This is a genomic window from Paraburkholderia unamae (assembly GCF_003268775.1).
In the GTDB taxonomy this organism is placed as follows: Bacteria; Pseudomonadota; Gammaproteobacteria; order Burkholderiales; family Burkholderiaceae; genus Paraburkholderia; species Paraburkholderia unamae.
Genome location: NZ_QLSU01000011.1, coordinates 284203 through 302436 on the forward strand (window position 1 = coordinate 284203; position 18234 = coordinate 302436).

Consider the following 18234-nt stretch of genomic DNA (forward strand, 5'->3'; position numbering starts at 1 on the left):
GGTCGTTTCGGCACCGAGTCGTCATACATCCGAGGCTCGCCCGCAGCGCAATGGCTGGTTGACAATTTTCGTGTTGTATTACAACAATGCGATCCATCTGCTCGACAGTTTTTCGAGCCGCCTGCTTGCGCCACGCGCACCACGACACACGACAACGGACGAGACACGATGAATTCCCCCGCCATCCCCGTGAGCGACGCCGCGCTCGAACAACTGCGCCACGTTTCCAACGCCACGCTCACCACGCAACTCTTCAAGCGCGGCCTGCGCAACGTCTTCCTGCATGGCGTGAAGCCGCTCGCCGCACCGGCGTCGGGCGCGCCCAACCTGGTCGGGCCGGCCTTCACGATGCGCAATATCCCGGCGCGCGAGGACCTCGATCAGTTGAGCGCGTTCCAGAACCCGGAGCATCCGCAGCGCAAGGGCGTCGAGACCGTGCCCGCGGGTGCGGTGCTCGTGCAGGACTGCCGTGGCGTGACCGATGCGGCTTCGATGGGCTCGATCCTCGCCACGCGCATGAAGGTGCGCGGCGTGGCGGGCATGGTCTCCGACGGCCCGGTGCGTGACAGCGCGACCATCGCCGCGCTCGGCATTCCGGTCTTTTGCGCGGGCGCCTCCGCGCCGCTCAATCTGTGCAAGCACCACACCGTGGATCTGAACGTGCCGATCGGTTGCGGCGGCGTGGCCGTGTATCCGGGCGACATCATCGTGGGCGACGCCGATGGCGTGGTCGTGATTCCGCGTCATCTGGCCGAGGAAGTCGCGCGCGACGCGACCGAGCAGGAAACGCTCGAACGCTTCATCACCGAGCGCATCGAGGCAGGCGCGGCGCTGCCGGGCACGTATCCGCCGAACGAGGCGACCCTCGCCGCCTATCAGGACTGGAAGAAGGCACAACGTTGAGCACGCAAGCCATCATGAGCGACGTGGGGACGATGGCGGCGCGTGCGCTGGAAACGCGCGATGCGCGCCGCTCCTCGGTGGGCGAGTGCCCCGTGTGGCGCGCCGGGGAAAACGCGCTCTACTGGGTCGACATACCTGCGCAAACGCTCGTGCGCTACGCGCTCGATACGTCGCGCCGCACCGAGTGGGCGCTGCCCGAGCGCATCGGCTGCTTCGCGTTCGCGCGTGACGGCGCTGTGCTCGCGGCGCTCGAAACGGGACTCTTCGCGGTCACCTTGCACGAGCCGGCAGCCCACGCGCGGACGGGCGAGGTGAGCGTGCATGCGCTCGCGGGCGTGGCGCACGACGCCGCGAACATGCGCTTCAACGACGGCCGCTGCGACCGCCAGGGCCGCTTCTGGTCGGGCACGATGGTGCAGGACGCCGCGCAACCGCATCCGGCGGGCAAGCTCTATCGCTACACGGCGCAAGAGGGCTTGTCCGCTCCCGTGGTCGAGGGCCTGTGCACGCAGAACGGCCTCGCGTGGTCGCCGGACGGCCGCACGATGTATCTGTCCGACTCGCATCCGTCGAGCCGCGTGATCTGGGCGTTCGATTACGACATCGACGACGGCGTGCCGGCAAACCGGCGCGTGTTCGCCGACCTGCACGACTACACGGGTCGGCCCGACGGCGCGGCGGTGGACGCCGATGGCTGCTACTGGATCTGCGCGAACGACGCGGGCCGGTTGCTGCGCTTCACGCCCGCCGGGCGGCTGGAGCGCAGCGTGTCCGTGCCGGTTGCGAAGCCGTCGATGTGTGCGTTCGGCGGTGCGAACCTCGACGTGCTGTACGTCACGACGATCTGCCCGCCGCAACCCGGCGCGCAGGACGGCCTGGTGTTCGCCATCGACGCGGGCGTGCGCGGCTTGCCCGAGCCCGATTTCGCGGGCGCGCTGCGCGCGGCTGTCTGATTCCTTCCGATCGAGCGAACCATGCCGCAGTTTCAGAACCAGGATGTCATCGAACTCGCGCGCGGCGCTTCGCGGCTGCTCGTCGCGCCGCAGGCGGGCGCGCGTCTGCTCTCGTGGACGATTGGCGGCGCGCACATCATCCATTGGCCCGATGCGCCGGACTGGAGCCGGCCGGGCCTGATCCGCGGCGGCAATCCGCTGTTGTTTCCTTTCATCGCGCGGCATTGGGTGGACGGCCGCATGGGCCGGTGGCGCGATGCGCAAGGCGTCGTGCGCGACGTGCCGCTGCACGGCTTCGCGCGCGACCTGCCGTTTGCCGCCCAGGTCGCGCCGCAAGGCGACGGCGTGCGCATGACGCTCACCGATAACGCCGCGACGCGTGAGGTCTACCCGTTCGGCTTTCGCTTCGAGGCCGCTTACCGGCTCGAAGACGAATCGACGCTCGACGTGGAATTGACCACGACAAACACCGGCGACACGCCTTTGCCGTACTACGCGGGCCATCACTTCTACTTCGCGCTGCCGCACGGCCAGCGCGGCGAGACGACGATCACGCTGCCGCGCAACGTCCATCGCCGCCAGTTGCCGGACGGCGCGACGACCGCGCCCGCACCGGGCGCAACGCACTACCGTTTCGACGACCCGCAGATCATCGACCGCTTTCATTGCCTCGACGGCGAGCCCGATGCGCCCGTGCGCATCGACATGCCTGCGCAGCAACGCGCGATCGAAATCGATCTGCGGCGGCCCGGTTCGACGTCGTGGTATGCGGTCACGACCTGGACGCTCGCGCCCGATTCGGACTTCTACTGTGTCGAGCCGTGGCTTGGCTTGCCCGACGCGATTCACACGGGGCTTGGCCTGCGCTGGCTCGCGCCGGGCGAGACGCAAACGGCGGCGCTGCGCATGCGCGTGAGCGCGCAAATTGGTAAAGCGGCTTAAAAACACGCCCGAACGGGCTGCAACAGGCGTAAAACGGGGCTGGACGGGGGCGCGGGCGCGCTACCGGCTCGCCATATGACTTACAATTGACGACACTCCTGACAACCCAAAGTGCACCGTCCGATCATGTCTGAGCAGAAAGCGCCGAATATGCCGGCGCGGATTTACAGCGACATCCTCAATCGCATCATCGAGGGCGAATACAAGGAAGGGGAGCGCCTGCCGACCGAGCACATGCTCGCGGAGCGCTTCGCGACCTCGCGCCCCACGGTGCGCGAGGCGCTCGCCCAACTGCGCGCGGACGGCATCATCGCCACGCGCCACGGTTCGGGCACGACGGTCATGCGCAGGCCCGATCCGGACGTGCGCCGCTTCGCGCCGCTCGAAACGTTGTCGGACATTCGCCGCTGCTACGAGTACCGCGTGGTGGTCGAATCAGGCGCGGCGTCGCTGGCCGCGCAGAAGGCGGAGGACGACGACATCGCCGCGATCCGGCGCGAATGGGACAACCTGCAAACCATCATCGAAACCTCGGGCATCGGCGCGAAAGACGACTTCGCGTTTCACATGGCCGTGGCGCGCGCCTCGAAGAACCAGTTCTTCATCACGGCGCTTTCGGGCATCCAGGAGCAGATGGTGTTCAGCATGAACCTCTCGCGCAATCTCTCGCTCGTGAAGTCGATCGAACGCCAGCGCCTCGTGCAGCAGGAACACCTCGAAGTGCTCGAAGCCATCCAGGCGCGCGACGCCGAGCGCGCCGCGACGGCCATGCGCGCGCACCTGGAACGCGCCGTCAATCGCATGTTCGGTTCCTGAGCGTCCGCGTTTCTCCTGCGCAGACGGCGCGTGTGCGCCGTCTGTTTGTCTGCCTTTTTGCGGCGAGCGCCTCCATGCGTTTGAATGTCCTGCGCCGGCTGGTTATCGCGACCGCTCTGGTCGCTGCGACGACATCGGTGCAGGCGCGGCCGCTGCGGCCCGTCGACACGATCGCCGACGCGCGCCTCGCCATCGACACGCCGCAAGGCCACGCGCAGTTTCCCCTTTATCTAAGCGCGGACTGGAACGTGCCGCAGCCGGACGTGCAACGCGCCGTGGTCATCGTGCATGGCAGGCTGCGTAACGCCGATACCTACTTTCACACCGCCCAGCACGCGCGGGAACTGGCGGGCGTCGATGCCGCGAGCACCTTGCTCGTCGCGCCGCAATTCCTGAGCGGCGCCGACGTGCGCGCGCACGACGCACCGGGCGACCTCCTGAGCTGGAAGGGCAATGCGTGGATGGCCGGGGCGAACGCCGCGAGCGGCGTGCCAGTGAGTTCCTACGCCGTGCTCGACGACATCGAGCGGCATCTCGCCGACCGGCGTCTCTTTCCCAATCTGAAAACGATCGTGTTCGCCGGGCACTCGGGCGGCGCGCAGGTGTTGCAGCGCTATGCGATCGCGTCGCGCGCCGCCGCACTTGCGGCGGAGGGCATCGACGTGCGCTTCGTGGTGGCGAGCCCTTCGTCGTATGCGTATTTCGACGGCCAGCGCCCCGATGCGAATGGCGCGCCCGCGGCCTTCGACGCGTCGTTTTGCCCGGGATTCGACCGCTGGAAATACGGCATGGAGGACCGGCCCGCGTTCATCGCCGGGCGCAGCGCCGCTCAGCTCGAAGCGGAGTACGTGAAGCGCCGCATCGTCTATCTCGTGGGTGGCAATGATTACAACCCGGCCTCGGCCTCACTCGACAAATCGTGCGCCGCCCAGGCGCAGGGCGGGCAACGCGTGGCGCGCGCGCAAGGTTTCTTTCGCTACCTGCAAGCGCGCCACCCGGGCAACCTGAACCAGACCTTCCATATCGTTCCGGGCGTGGGGCACGACGGCGCGCGCATGCTCACGTCGGGCTGCGCGCTGGCGACGATGTTCGATACGCAAACCTGCGAGCGCTGACCAGGCGCCACGCGCGCACCAAAGACAAACGGGCGTGAAGCCTCGTATTGCACGAGGCCCACGCCCGTCTTGGGACCGGCCGGCGTTGCCCGCCGGCGGCAAGCGAAGCTTACGCTGCCTGCTTGGCAACGCGTGCCGACGCTTGCGCGACGGCCTTCGTCGCGGCCTTGCCGGCGGCGTCGAAGTTGCTTTCCGCGAATTCGACAGCCTGCTTGGCGGCCTTGTTCACCGACGAGTAAGCGCTGGTGGCGGCGTTGAGCGCCGACTTCACGGCGGCGACGGCGGCTTCCGAGCCGGCCGGGGCGTTCTTCGCGGCGCTGTCCACGAGCGTTTCAAGCGTGCGTTGCTGCGTTTCGTACTGCGCCTGGGCGGCGGCGGCGAACTCAGCCTGCGTGGCCGAGACGATGCCGTACACGCTGCGGCCGTAAGCAAGTGCCTTTTCGGCGGCGGGCTGGGCGAAGCCGGCCTGGGCGGCGAAGAAGCCTTGCGGGTCCTTGGCCGAGAACGCGCGGTGGGCTTGTTCCTGGCTTTCCGCGAACGCCGAGCGGGCCGTTTCGATGTTGAGTTCGGCGAGCTTGATCGCGCCTTCAAATGCCTTGCTCGTCAGGCCGAAGAGGGTTTCGAGGCCGGCTTTCTGGGTTGCGGCGAACTGTTCGGGGGTCGGCAGAGTCATGTCGTCTTTCCTGTAGGGACGCTACGCGTCGGTTTCGTTACGAAAAAGAGAAAACTTTCGGATCGATCACCGGTTCGCGCAGAGAAGGTTTTGTGCGATGCAGCAATCGAGTTCATATTAACGCAACCATAATTCGTGTCAAGAACTTTTTGTGCGTCGCAACAATTATGTAAACGCCTGATTCTGGGTGGAAATTTTCAAGCCGACGAACGCCGTCGCCGCGCGCCGGTTCGCGCTTGATCCTCTTAAGCGCAGCGCTTTGCCAGACGGGGCAGAATGGGCGTTCGCCCGGGCGGCGAAAGCGTCACACAAGCGGCCCGGGTTGGTCCCCCAATCTAGCGGTGGTGGCGCTTGCGCTCGGCGTTCGCCGAGGCAATCGACCCGGCGGCGCACGCGCGGCCGCCACCGCGAATCCTCTGGAGAGTGGTAATGGGTGCTTCGAACGACAAGTCCCTCGGTCAATCGACGATGAGCACGGGCGCGCCGGCAGTGAGCGACCGCAACTCGCTGACCATCGGTCCCGACGGCCCGATCGTGCTGCACGATGTGCATTTCCTCGAGCAGATGGCGCATTTCAACCGCGAGAAAGTGCCGGAGCGCCAGCCGCACGCGAAGGGCGCGGGCGCATTCGGTGAGCTCAAGGTCACGGAAGACGTTTCGCGTTACACCAAGGCCGCCTTGTTCCAGAAAGGCGCGTCCACCGAAATGCTGGCGCGTTTTTCGACCGTCGCGGGCGAAATGGGCAGCCCCGACACGTGGCGCGACGTGCGCGGCTTCTCGCTGAAGTTCTACACGACCGAGGGCAACTACGACCTCGTGGGCAACAACACGCCCGTGTTCTTCGTGCGCGACCCGATGAAGTTCCCGCACTTCATCCGCAGCCAGAAGCGCCTGCCCGATTCGGGCCTGCGCGACGCCGAGATGCAATGGGACTTCTGGACCAACAATCCCGAGTCGGCGCACCAGGTCACGTACCTGATGGGCGAGCGCGGCCTGCCGAAAACCTGGCGCCACATGAACGGCTACGGCTCGCACACCTATATGTGGGTGAATGCGCAGGGCGAGAAGTTCTGGGTGAAGTACCACTTCCACACGAAGCAGGGCATGCAGTTCTTCACCAACGCCGAAGCGGCGGCCAAGGCGGGCGAGGACGCGGACTTCCATCGCCGCGACCTGTTCGAGGCGATCAAGCGCGGCGAATTTCCGGCATGGGAACTCTCCGTGCAGGTCATGCCGTACGCGGAGGCGAAGAAGTACCGCTTCAACCCGTTCGATCTCACGAAGACGTGGTCGCACAAGGACTATCCGCTCATCAAGGTCGGCACGATGACGCTCAACCGCAACCCGGAGAACTTCTTCGCGCAGATCGAGCAGGCCGCGTTCTCGCCGGGCAACACGGTGCCGGGCATCGGTCTCTCGCCGGACAAGATGCTGCTGGGCCGTGCGTTCGCCTATAACGACGCGCAGCGCGCGCGCATCGGCACGAACTTCCATCAGTTGCCGGTGAACCGTCCGAAGGTGCCGGTGCAGACCTATATGTTCGACGGCAACATGACCTACGAACATAGCGGCAACGCGCCTACCTATGTGCCGAACAGCTTCGGCCGCCCGTGGGCGGACACGACCGGCGCCGCCGACGACGGCTGGGAAGCCGACGGCGACCTGGTGCGCAGCGCCTACACGCTGCACGCCGAGGACGACGACTTCGGCCAGCCGGGCGATCTCGTGCGCAACGTCTTCAACGACAAGCAGCGCGAGTCGCTCATCGACCAGGTGGTGGCGAGCCTGAGCGGCGTGGGCAGCCCCGTGCGCGAGCGCGTGTTCGACTACTGGAAGAAGATCGACGAGGCCGTGGGCGCGCAGATCGAGAAAAAGGCGGGCAGCGGGAAGTAAGCTGCCGACGGCGCGCGGCGGTCGCACCGCACGCGCCGGTTTGACGCGATAGCGATGGAAAAAACCGGAACGGGGCTTGCGCACCGTTCCGGTTTTTTCATGTGCGCTTCATGCACGTTTCATGCGCGTTTCATGGGTTTTGCCGTTGCATGGCGGCGCGCCGGCGCCGAACGCGTCGTTACCGCGACGAAACTGGCAGGCCTGCCATCTGGCGGCTTCTGCGGCGTCAGGCGCGAGAGCGCATAATGCGCGAGTCGCCTCGGGGCCGCATCGCGCAGGCCCGGCGGCAGGCGTTGCGCGGCGGGAATAAATTTGCCGCGCGCCGCGTTATCCCTACTGTCCCGCTACCGCACGCTCACGTGAAAACTTCCCTTTCCGCCGAATCCGCTTTCGCCGATGCCGCCGCCGGCGCGCAGAAGTACACGCGCGTCGCGGTGCTCCTGCACTGGTTGATCGCGCTGCTGATCCTCACGAACGTCGCGCTCGGTCTCACGGCCGCGTTTCTGCCCGACGGCACGCTGTCGGACACCGCCATTCGCTTCGTGATCGACACGCACAAGTCGATCGGCATCACCGTGCTCGGGCTCGCGATCCTGCGCGTGCTGTGGCGTCTCACGCATCGCCCGCCGCCGTTGCCGCGCGAGTTTCCGGGCTGGGAGCGCGCGGCGGCGCATGCCGCGCATGTCGCGCTCTATGTGCTGATCTTCGCCATGCCGCTCTCGGGCTGGCTGCACGACTCCGCGTGGGTTGCCGCCGCCTCGCATCCCATGTATCTGTTCGGCCTCGTGCAATGGCCGCGCATCGGCTTCATCATGAATCTCGATCCGGCCACCAAGGAGCAGTTGCACAACCAGTTCGGCGCGCTGCATACGGCGTGCAGCTATGCGCTTTACGGCGTGCTTGCGCTGCACATTGCGGGCGCGCTCAAGCATCAATGGATCGACCGTCATTCGGTGCTGCGCCGGATGATGCCTTGAGCAACACGAGAAGGGTACGACTTGAAAAACACGCTTCAAGAGGCGCTCGCGCGCACGTCGCCGCGCCTCGCGCCGCCTCCTACGCCTTTGGCGAGCATCGTGATTCATCTCAGTGTCATGGTGCTCTGGTTCGTGCTGTTCGCGCGCGCGTTCTTCCTGCAAGGCGTGGTCGCGTGGTCGACCGGCATTGCCTATGTCGTCTACGACACGGTGTTGCTGTTGTTCGTCGCGTGGAAAGCGCGCGTGCTGCTCGCGCCGCCCGCGAACGTCAGTGCCGCTAGCGTTGAGAAGCTGCCTGCGCTCGGCGTGATCGTCGCGGCGCACAACGAAGCCGCGGTGCTGCCGATCACGCTCGACGCACTGTTCACGCAAACGCGCGCGCCCGCGCAGATCGTGATTGCCGACGACGGCTCGACCGACGGCACCGCCGCGCTGCTCACCGGCCGCTATGGTCTCGCCGATCCCGGCGAAGGGCGGTTGAGTGCGCCTTCGCCGCAATACCCGAGCTTGCGCTGGCTGAGGCTCGCGCACGGCGGCAAGGCCCGCGCGCTCAACGCCGCGTTGCTGGCCATCGAAACCGAAACGGTGATGACCGTGGACGCCGACACGCTGCTCGAACCGGACGCCTGCGCCGCGATGTCGAGCGCGTTCGGCAGCGAGCCCGAACTCGTGGCGGCGGCGGGGCTGCTCACGCCGGTTTGCGACCATACACTGAGCGGGCGCTTTTTCCAGTGGTTCCAGACCTACGAGTACATCCGCAATTTCATCTCGCGCTTTGCGTGGATGCGCGCGGACAGCCTGTTGCTCGTTTCCGGCGCGTTCGCGGGTTTTCGCCGCGACGCGGTGATGACCGTGGGCGGCTTCGACCCGCATTGCCTCGTGGAGGACTACGAACTGATCCACCGCCTGCGCCGCCACTCGGCGCGCGAAGGTCTTGGCTGGGACGTGCGCGTGCTCGGCACGGCCCGCGCACGCACCGACGCGCCCGGCACGCTCGCGAGCTTCCTGCGCCAGCGGCGCCGCTGGTTCGCGGGCTTTCTGCAAACGCAGTACTGGTATCGCGACATGACCGGCAATCGCCGCTATGGCAAGCTCGGCCTCATGATGTTGCCGGTCAAGGCGTTCGACACCGTGCAGCCGATTTATGGTTTGACGGCGTTTGCGCTGCTGCTCGGCTTTCTGTTCGACGGCCGCTTCACGATCGTGCTGCCCGTGCTCGGCGTGATCGTCGGCAAGATCGCCATCGATCTCGCGTTTCATTTGTACTCGGTTCATCTCTACCGGCGCTGGAGCGGCGACCGCACGCATTCGAGCTTCGGCATGGCGCTGCTGGCCGCCATCTTCGAGCCGTTCTCGTTCCAGTTGATGCGCCACAGCGGCGCGGCGCTCGGCTGGCTGCACTTCCTGCTTGGGCGGCGCAAATGGGGTGTGCAGCGGCGCACCGGCCTTGCGGCGGCGCGTAATCGCGAGGGCGCGGCGTCTCAGTGAGCCCGCGCCAGCGTGGCGCGCACTTCGCGCATCAGGCTCCCGGCGAACAGCGTGTCGGGCACCGTCGCGAGACCTGCCGAGCGCAATGCGTGCGCGCTCCACGTGTTGCAGGTGTGGAAGGCGTCATAGGTCGCCGACGCCGCGAAATAGAGGCTGCCGTCATCGGGGCCGTTGTCGAGCCGTTGCGGCGCGCCTGCCGCGTCCGTTGCGAACGAGGCGCGTAGATAGCGTTGCAGGCCTTCCAGCCCGGCGTCGTCCACGGGCACTTCCACGACGTTTTGCACGCCGAATGCGCTCTCCGGCGTGGCGCGCAGCACCGTCATCTGCATGGCCGCTTCGCTGGGCGTGAGTGTGCCCAGCATCGTGAGCGGATCGTGGCGGCCTTCGACCATGAAACGCTTTTCTCCGAAGCCAAAGCACAAGAATCGCGCCTCGTCGAAGCCGCGCGCGAGCGCCGCGATCCAGGCGTTGGCGTCGTCTTTCCTCAAGCAGATATCGGTGTGCCACTCGCCTTGAACCACGGCGATAGCGGTGCGTGCCGGTGTTTCGGCCGGCGGTTGCGCAGTCGCGAGCGGCGCGGCGCGCGAAACAGGGCACGCGGCGAGCGCGAACGCGAGCATCAGTGCGAAACTCGCTCGCCAAGCCGCGATGCGCAGTGGGCGTGGGCGCGTAGCGCCGGTTCCGTTCATGTCAGGGTGCACCACCTTGAGGCGCGCGCGTAGCCGCACACCGGCGCGCGCCGTTTCGATACAGCGATCATGCCCGAGTTGCACCAATTGGGCGCATCCATGACGGCTTGCGCGATGGCATATCAATTGCTTTTTCGTTTGTACCGCAGCGCGCAGGGCATCTCGTCGCAATGTCACGAAAATGACGAAATGCCGGGCGACACTGCATTCACGCGCGAGAACGAACCGATGCAAGTCTATGACGAGATGCGCGACGAGGGCGCGGTGCGCCCGCACTACGAACGCTTCCAGCGCTGGCTGGCAAAGCAGACTGGTGAGACGATGGCGCGCAAGCGCGCCGAGGCGGACCTGCTGTTCAGGCGGGTGGGCATCACGTTCGCGGTGAACGGCGACCTTTCGGGCACCGAGCGGCTGATTCCCTTCGACCTCATTCCCCGCATTTTTCCCGCAGACGAATGGGCGTTGCTCGAACGCGGTCTGCGCCAGCGCGTGCAGGCGCTCAATCTGTTTCTGCATGACGTCTATCACGAGCGCAACATCGTGCGCGCCGGCGTGATTCCCGCCGAGCAGGTCTACACCAATGCGCAGTACCGGCCGGAGATGCAGGGCATCGACCTGCCGCTCGGCGTGTATGCGCATATCGCGGGCATCGACATCGTGCGCGACGGTCGAGACGGCGCGTTCTACGTGCTCGAAGACAATCTGCGCGTGCCTTCCGGCGTGTCCTACATGCTGGAAAACCGCAAGATGATGATGCGGCTCTTTCCCGAACTGTTCGTGCAGCACAAGGTGGCGCCGGTCGCGCATTATCCCGATTTGCTGCTCGATACGCTGCGTTCGGTCGCGCCCGATGGCGCGGACGACCCGGTCGTCGTGCTGCTCACGCCCGGCATGTACAACTCGGCGTATTTCGAGCACACGTTTCTCGCGCAGCAAATGGGCGTCGAGCTGGTGGAAGGCAAGGACCTCTTCGTAGAGGATAACTATGTATTCATGCGCACGACGCAGGGGCCGCGGCGCGTAGACGTGATCTACCGGCGCGTGGACGACGACTTTCTCGACCCGCTCGCGTTTCGCGCCGACTCGGCGCTCGGCGTGCCGGGCTTGCTCACGGCGTACCGCGCGGGCCGCGTCGCGCTCGCCAACGCGATGGGCACGGGCGTGGCCGACGACAAGTCGATCTATCCGTATGTGCCCGACATGATCGACTTCTATCTGGGCGAAAAGCCGATCCTGAAGAACGTGCCGACCTGGCAATGCCGCCGTCCCGACGATCTCGCGTGGACGCTGGAGCATCTGCCGGATCTCGTGGTCAAGGAGGTGCATGGCGCGGGCGGCTACGGCATGCTGGTCGGCCCGGCTTCGACGCGCGAGGAAATCGAGGCGTTTCGCGCGCGGCTCATTGCGCGGCCCGGCAACTACATTGCGCAGCCCACGTTGTCGCTCTCCGCTTGCCCAACCTTCGTCGAAGCGGGCATCGCGCCGCGCCATATCGACCTGCGTCCCTTCGTGCTCTCGGGCAAGACGATCCAGATGGCGGCGGGCGGACTGACGCGCGTCGCGCTCAAGGAGGGCTCGCTCGTCGTCAACTCGTCGCAGGGAGGCGGGACCAAGGACACCTGGGTGCTCGAATGATTTCATTGCCTGTGATTTCGCTGCCTACGCCGCACGCTCAAGGAGAAGAGGTCCGATCATGCTGAGCCGCACTGCCGATCATCTGTTCTGGATGGCCCGTTACATGGAGCGCGCGGAGAACACCGCGCGCATGCTGGACATCAACCTGAAGGCGCTGCTGCTGCCGGGCAGCGCGGACGCCGAGGCGCGCACGCATCGCGCGATGCTGCGTATTTCCGAACTGGAGCCGTCCTTCGACGCACGCCACGAAGAAACGACGAGCAGCAACGTGCTCAAGTTTCTCGTTGCGGACCCAACGAATCCGTCGAGCATTTATTCGTGCCTGCAAGCGACGCGCGAGAACGCGCGCGCGGTGCGCGGCACGCTCACGACGGAATGGTGGGAAACGATCAACGACACCTGGCTGCAATTCGTGGAGCGTTTGCGCAGCGGCGAGCTCGAATCGCATCCGGACGCGTTGTTCGAATGGGTGAAGTTCCGCTCGCATCTCTCACGCGGCGTGCGTCTTGGCACGGCGTTGCAGGACGACGCGCTGTTCTTCACGCAGCTCGGCACGTTCCTCGAACGCGCCGACAACACCGCGCGCATCCTCGACGTGCGCTTCGTCGAAGTGGAGAACGCCGACTCGCGCTCGGCCGCGCGCCAGCTCGAAGACTTCTACTACTGGACCTCGATTCTCAGCTCGGTTTCGGCGCTCGAAATCTATCGCAAGGTCTACCGCGACGTGGTGACGCCCGCGCGCGTGGTGGAGTTGCTGATCCTGAACCAGCAGATGCCGCGTTCGCTGCTCGCCTCGCTGGACGGCGTGTGCGCGAATCTGGCCATGTTGCGCACCGGCACCTCGCGCGAAGTCGAACGCACGGCGGGCAAGCTGCGCGCCGAACTGCTCTATGCGGATTTGCGGCAGATCTTCTCGATGGGCGTGCACACGTATCTCACGCAGTTCCTCGCGCGCGTGTACGAACTGGGCAATCAGGTCGCGCGCACCTATCTGATGTTGCCGGTCGGGTAGGGCGGTTGAGCGCTGACCGATACGGCTGACCGATACGGCTCATCGATATTTTCATCGTCTTGTTGGAGGAAAACCGTCATGCAACTCGCGATCCGGCACGACACCGTGTACCGCTACGAAGCGCCCGTGCACTATTCGATCCAGCAGTTGCGGCTTTCGCCGCTCACCACGTCCACGCAGATCGTCACGCAATGGCATGTCGATGCGCCGGGCAAGCTCGACGCGGGCCGCGACGCCTACGGCAACGCGCTGATGACGCTCGTGCTCACGCGTCCGCACACGGAAATCCGCCTGCGCGTGCGCGGCGAAGTGGAAACCATGCCGTTGCCGGACGGCCGCTTGCCCGAAGGCGAGGGGCCGGTGCCCATGCATCATTTCACGTCGCCCACGCGACTGACCGAGGCCGACGCGGCCCTCGCCGAATTCGCGCACAGCCTGCCGCCGCTCGACGACGCGGCGGCCATTCTCGACGCGGCTTCGCGCGTGACCGAGCGTGTGCGCTACGAGTCGGGCGTCACGGACGTGACACACACGGCGGCCGACGCGCTCGCGCTAGGTCGTGGCGTGTGCCAGGATCACGCGCATGTGATGCTGGCGGTGTGTCGCGCGCGCGGCGTGCCGGCGCGTTATGTGAGCGGCTACCTCGACCCGGGCGACGTGCCCGAGATGGCGAGCCACGCATGGGTCGACGTCTGGCTCGACAACGGCTGGGTGACCGTCGACGTCACGCACGCGTGTTTCGCCAGCGAGAAGTATTGCCGGATCGCGGTGGGGCGCGACTACGAGGCGGCCGCGCCGGTGCGCGGGCGGCGCGTGGGCGGCGCCGCGGAGACGCTGGACGTCAGCGTGCAGGTGAGCGCGCAGGCGTCGCAACAATAGTTTTCCCGATATAACGAAGACCGCGCGTGGCCGGACGGATGTGAAACGGCGCGCGGCAGAGGAGGCGCATGACGTACTGTGTGGCAATGGCGGTGGAGCAGGGGCTCGTGTTTCTTTCGGATACGCGCACGAACGCGGGTGTCGATCACATCAGCACGTCGCGCAAGATGGCCGTGTTCGAGACGCCCGGCGAGCGCGTGCTCGTGTTGCTCGTGGCGGGCAACCTCGCGATCACGCAGGCGACGCTGCAAGTGTTGACCGAGCCCCAGGATGCGGCGCGCCCGACGATCTGGAACGCGCCGACCCTGGTCGAAGCCGCGCGCGTGGTGGGCGAGGCGGTGCGCGAAGTGCACCGGCGCGACGCCGAGGCCCTCGAGCGCTTCAACGTCGATTTCAATTGCAGCTTTATCCTGGGCGGCCAGATCGGCAACCATCCCATGCGGCTCTTTCAGGTCTACGCGGCCGGCAATTTCATCGAGACGTCGAGCGTCAATCCGTATTTCCAGATCGGCGAGTCCAAGTACGGCAAGCCGATCATCGACCGCGTGCTCACGCCGCGCACGCCGCTCGACGAGGCCGCGAAGTGCGCGCTCATCTCCATGGACTCGACGCTGCGCTCGAATCTTTCCGTCGGCCTGCCGCTCGACCTGCTCGTGTACGAGCGCGACTCGCTGCGTGTCACGCGCTATGCGTCGCTGGATTCGTCGAATGCGTATTTCCAGATGATCCATTCGACGTGGGGCGAGCGGCTGCGCCAGGTGTTCGGCGAAATTCCCGATCCGCTCTGGACCGACGAAGGCAACGTGCCGCGGCACGAGCGCGCGGATTTACCCTGCGCGCCGCGCGCGGCGCACGATGGCCAGGCACCCGATCCACGCCCCGCGCAAACGCTCGCGCAGGCGCAGCCAAACGCGGCGGCGATCGTGCCGCGCATGCCGCGCGACGGTTGAAACGCAATCATGCGCGGCGGCGTGGGCAAACGTCCCGCGTGACTTGGCGGCGAAGGAACCGGTATCCTCCTGCGTAGTATTCGCGGTACGCCGCGCGCCGTGGCGCGCGTCCCCCCGATAAGACATGGAGGCAGGCTGATGAAGCACGACGACGACCCGCAAGCCGGGCGCCCCGCAGACAACGCCATTTCCACCGGCCCTTCGGGCGCGACGCCCACCCCGGGCCCGGATGACCCCGCGCGCCGCCGCGTGCTCGGCGGACTCGCCGCGGTAGGCATGGGCCTTGCGCTGGGCGGTTGCCAGACACCGGAGCAGAACGCGTCGGCCGCGACCCGCAGCGCCGCCGACGCGCGCGCCGATGCCGCGCTGCGCGACCAGGTGCGCCAGATCGTGGTGATTTACGCGGAGAATCGCAGCTTCGTCAATCTGTACGGCAACTATCCCGGCGTCCAGACGCCGCTTGCCAGTGTGAGCGCCGAGCGCTATGTGCAGCTCGATCGCGATGGCAAGACGCCGCTGCCGCAACTGCCGAAGATCTGGGGCGGCCTCGTGCCTCAGGCGCAGGAGCTGGACGGCAAGCGCTACATGATCGACGAGCATGCGCATCCCAGCCTCGCGAACCAGCCCTTTCGTATCGTGGACGCGCACGGTGAGCCGTTGCCGAACGGCATCATCACGCGCGACCTCGTGCATCGCTTCTATCAGAACCAGATGCAGATCAACGCGGGCCGCAACGACCAGTTCGCCGCGTGGGGCGACTCGGGCGGACTCGTGATGGGCTACTACGAGAATTCGGCGCAGACGCTGCGGCTCTGGAACATTGCCCGGCAGTACACGCTGTGCGACAACTTCTTCATGGCCGCCTTCGGCGGCTCGTGGCTCAACCATATCTTCCTGATTTCCGCGCAGGCGCCGTATTACCCGGACCTCCAGGCGAGCGCCGCGAAGCATCTCGCCTCGGTCGTGGAGGGCGACGATCCCACGGGCACGCGCCTGAAGACCGCGCCGAAGTCGCCGGCGTCGGCGCTCGACGGACCGCCGAAGTTTGTGAACGACGGACTCTTCACGCCCGACGGCTATGCTGTCAACACGATGGCGCCGCCGTATCAGCCGAGCAATGTGCGGCCCGCCGAAGACGGCAATCCGGCGCTGGCCGATCCGTCCAACCCGCGCGTGCTCACGCCGCAAACCTACGCGACGATCGGCGACCGGCTCTCGGCAAAGGGCGTGGACTGGGCCTGGTATAGCGGCGCGTGGCAGTTCGCGCTCGATCACCGCGACACGGGCGCGGTGCCCGACTTCCAGTATCACCATCAGCCGTTCAACTACTTTGCGAACTTTGCGCCGGGCACGGCCGCACGCGCCCGCCATCTGCGCGACGGCGGCACGGGCGACGATCCGTCCACCAACCGCCTGCTCGCGGACATCGACGCGGGGCGCTTGCCCGCTGTCACGTTCTACAAGCCGCAAGGCAACCTGAACATGCACGCGGGCTACGCGGATGTGGAATCGGGCGACCGTCACATCGCCGCCGTGATCGAGCACATCCAGCGCGGCCCGCAATGGGCGAACACCGTGATCGTGGTGACGCACGACGAGAACGGCGGCTGGTGGGACCCCGTTGCGCCGCCGGTGGGCGACCGCTGGGGGCCGGGCTCGCGCATTCCCGCGCTCGTGATCGCGCCGTTCGCGAAGAAGGGCTACGTCGATCACACGTTCTACGACACCGCTTCGATCCTGCGCTTCATCAGCCGCGTGCACGGCCTCGTGCCGCTCGACGGCGTGGCCTCGCGCGATCAGGCGTTCGCCTCGCGCGGGGACGTGCCGCCGGGGGATCTCACGGCCGCGCTCGACCTGGCTTGAGTGGCTGGAGCGCGGTGGGCCGTGGGGGCTCCGATGTGGCGAAGGCGGCGCTTGTCGGGAAACTTCTCGCGCCGCCTGCGCATCGGTTGCCGGACTGCTCACAGGAAACGCAAATTGATGCAAGCGCGACCGAAGCGATGAACTCTCCGTGGGATCAATGAGTTGGCGCGATCCCCAGGCGGTTATCAACAGGTTTGTCACCAAATACTGTGGATAACTTTGCCCCCCGGTGCACAAGTCCCCCGAACGTGCATTCTTTTTAGATTCAATAACTTGGTTGTTGGTACACCGACTCCGGGTGTCCGTAGCATTCAGACACCGCGGGTGTTTTGTGGGGAAAATCGTGGGGGCACATCTCTCTCAAATCGTTTGCGAAGCGTAGCTCCTGAAGCTCACTGCTTCCGACGATGACTGCGCCCTGGGGAACGGGTAGGGGCTCTTGGGGAGTGCCACGCAGGAGCCACGGGCATCGGCGTGTACTTCCGCTAGCGGTTCGGCGGCGATCCGGCAGGCCAGAAAAAGGCCGTTGTGCAGAAGGTAAAGGTCGAACAACAGAAACGGGAGCAGGCGTGAACGTGAACTCGTGCGTGCGCTGATCCGCGCCGGCAAGTTAGACCGCCGCGCCCGCAACGGCTTGGGGCTACTTGCTTGCCCACAGGTTTCCTTTGGGCAGGCCTGGGTGGGGGGCGAGAGGCTTGCTGCTCGTCTTACACCAGTCTGCTGACCCTGTTCAGTGCCCGCTCACCTCAACTTCCTCATATCACCGCTCGGGCCGGTTCCTGAACCGGAGCGGAAAACGTGCGACGTCAGTTTCCTGTTGGATATACCCGAGACGAACTGAGTGACGAAATTGCGCTCCTGTACCTGCTCCTTGAACGGCAGCGCGCCTTCTTCGAATGTATGGCCATCGTGGCAGACCGCATCGAGCGCGCCGCGACTGACCGTAACCGCTTGAACGCTACACCTTGCCTGCGCGATCTGGTTCGGTGTTCCGCCGAAACGTCTCTTGAGCCCCAGTCGTGTACGAGTGCTGACGCCCGCACGGCTGCGAGCAAGTGACTTGTCGCGCCAGAGTCCTCTTGCGTGGCATCAAGCGGCCTTGACTTTGCCCAATCCGCATCCGCATTTAGGACTTGTCTGCTGTTCCACAAATTCAGGGGGCGCAGAATTAGGAATGCTAATCTAAAATGGAGATTACGTGGCCGAATTTGATCTATTGCCTGAGAATATCTCGGGGCGCCAGTCCTATCACTTGGCGGTACCAGGTTCTGACAACGCGGCGCAACTTTCGGTCGTGTCGTTCACTGCCACCGAAAAGATGGGCGAACCCAACATCGTCCATGTTGAGCTAACCCACCCGCAGCAGTTATTGCGCGCCGACTTCCTGAGCCGTGACGCGGTCTTCAGCATCAAGGCCGATGACGGGACCATGCGGCGCATCTCCGG

At 65.9% G+C, this 18234-nt stretch carries 16 protein-coding genes; 14 read left to right on the forward strand and 2 right to left on the reverse strand.

Features of this window, described 5'->3' with window-relative positions; all coding sequences use genetic code 11:
• Positions 1-168: 168 nt before the first annotated feature.
• The 5 genes from C7401_RS20220 to C7401_RS20240 all read left to right on the forward strand — a co-directional run bounded on the left by C7401_RS20220 (position 169) and on the right by C7401_RS20240 (position 4729).
• On the forward strand, positions 169-903 hold the full coding sequence (locus tag C7401_RS20220) for a ribonuclease activity regulator RraA (RefSeq protein ID WP_112173165.1): 735 nt from the start codon (positions 169-171) through the stop codon (positions 901-903).
• A 14-nt stretch (positions 904-917) separates the two neighbouring features.
• Positions 918-1856 carry an SMP-30/gluconolactonase/LRE family protein gene (locus C7401_RS20225; protein ID WP_373864448.1) on the forward strand — a complete coding sequence of 313 codons (939 nt, stop codon included), beginning with the start codon at positions 918-920 and terminating at the stop codon, positions 1854-1856.
• A gap of 21 nt (positions 1857-1877) precedes the next feature.
• A complete protein-coding gene (locus tag C7401_RS20230) occupies positions 1878-2798 on the forward strand; it encodes an aldose epimerase family protein (RefSeq protein WP_112173166.1) in 921 nt (306 codons plus the stop codon).
• A gap of 126 nt (positions 2799-2924) precedes the next feature.
• Positions 2925-3614 carry a FadR/GntR family transcriptional regulator gene (locus tag C7401_RS20235; protein WP_112173167.1) on the forward strand — a complete coding sequence of 230 codons (690 nt, stop codon included), beginning with the start codon at positions 2925-2927 and terminating at the stop codon, positions 3612-3614.
• Between the two features lie 74 nt (positions 3615-3688).
• Entirely contained in the window at positions 3689-4729 is a 1041-nt protein-coding gene (locus C7401_RS20240) for an alpha/beta fold hydrolase (RefSeq protein ID WP_112173198.1), read from the forward strand.
• A 109-nt stretch (positions 4730-4838) separates the two neighbouring features.
• On the opposite strand, the gene phaP is transcribed toward C7401_RS20240, so the two are convergent.
• A complete protein-coding gene (gene phaP, locus C7401_RS20245; RefSeq protein ID WP_112173168.1) occupies positions 4839-5402 on the reverse strand; it encodes a TIGR01841 family phasin in 564 nt (187 codons plus the stop codon).
• Positions 5403-5831: 429 nt separating this feature from the next.
• Here phaP and C7401_RS20250 point away from each other — a divergent pair, with 429 nt between their 5' ends.
• From C7401_RS20250 to C7401_RS20265, 3 genes are all read left to right on the forward strand, one after another.
• A complete protein-coding gene (locus C7401_RS20250; RefSeq protein WP_112173169.1) occupies positions 5832-7295 on the forward strand; it encodes a catalase in 1464 nt (487 codons plus the stop codon).
• A 359-nt stretch (positions 7296-7654) separates the two neighbouring features.
• The gene (locus C7401_RS20260) at positions 7655-8272 is read left to right on the forward strand and encodes a cytochrome b (protein WP_258397165.1); all 618 of its coding nucleotides are present in this window, start codon (positions 7655-7657) and stop codon (positions 8270-8272) included.
• 21 nt (positions 8273-8293) lie between these two features.
• A complete protein-coding gene (locus C7401_RS20265; protein ID WP_112173172.1) occupies positions 8294-9760 on the forward strand; it encodes a glycosyltransferase family 2 protein in 1467 nt (488 codons plus the stop codon).
• Here C7401_RS20265 and C7401_RS20270 read toward each other — a convergent pair.
• Positions 9754-10380 carry a DUF2459 domain-containing protein gene (locus C7401_RS20270; RefSeq protein ID WP_181565634.1) on the reverse strand — a complete coding sequence of 209 codons (627 nt, stop codon included), beginning with the start codon at positions 10378-10380 and terminating at the stop codon, positions 9754-9756. The two genes, C7401_RS20265 and C7401_RS20270, sit on opposite strands and share 7 nt — an antisense overlap.
• Positions 10381-10677: 297 nt before the next feature.
• Here C7401_RS20270 and C7401_RS20275 point away from each other — a divergent pair, with 297 nt between their 5' ends.
• The 6 genes from C7401_RS20275 to C7401_RS20300 all read left to right on the forward strand — a co-directional run.
• Positions 10678-12084, forward strand: a complete 1407-nt coding sequence (locus C7401_RS20275; RefSeq protein WP_112173199.1) for a circularly permuted type 2 ATP-grasp protein — start codon at positions 10678-10680, stop codon at positions 12082-12084.
• A 58-nt stretch (positions 12085-12142) separates the two neighbouring features.
• Positions 12143-13096 carry an alpha-E domain-containing protein gene (locus C7401_RS20280; RefSeq protein ID WP_112173174.1) on the forward strand — a complete coding sequence of 318 codons (954 nt, stop codon included), beginning with the start codon at positions 12143-12145 and terminating at the stop codon, positions 13094-13096.
• A 78-nt stretch (positions 13097-13174) separates the two neighbouring features.
• Positions 13175-13975 carry a transglutaminase family protein gene (locus tag C7401_RS20285; RefSeq protein ID WP_112173175.1) on the forward strand — a complete coding sequence of 267 codons (801 nt, stop codon included), beginning with the start codon at positions 13175-13177 and terminating at the stop codon, positions 13973-13975.
• Positions 13976-14043: 68 nt separating this feature from the next.
• Positions 14044-14925, forward strand: a complete 882-nt coding sequence (locus C7401_RS20290; RefSeq protein WP_112173176.1) for a proteasome-type protease — start codon at positions 14044-14046, stop codon at positions 14923-14925.
• 138 nt (positions 14926-15063) lie between these two features.
• Entirely contained in the window at positions 15064-16788 is a 1725-nt protein-coding gene (locus C7401_RS20295) for an acid phosphatase (protein WP_112173177.1), read from the forward strand.
• Between the two features lie 1198 nt (positions 16789-17986).
• Positions 17987-18234, forward strand: a 248-nt coding sequence (locus tag C7401_RS20300; protein WP_146757959.1) for a hypothetical protein, incomplete at its 3' end; no start/stop codon positions are given.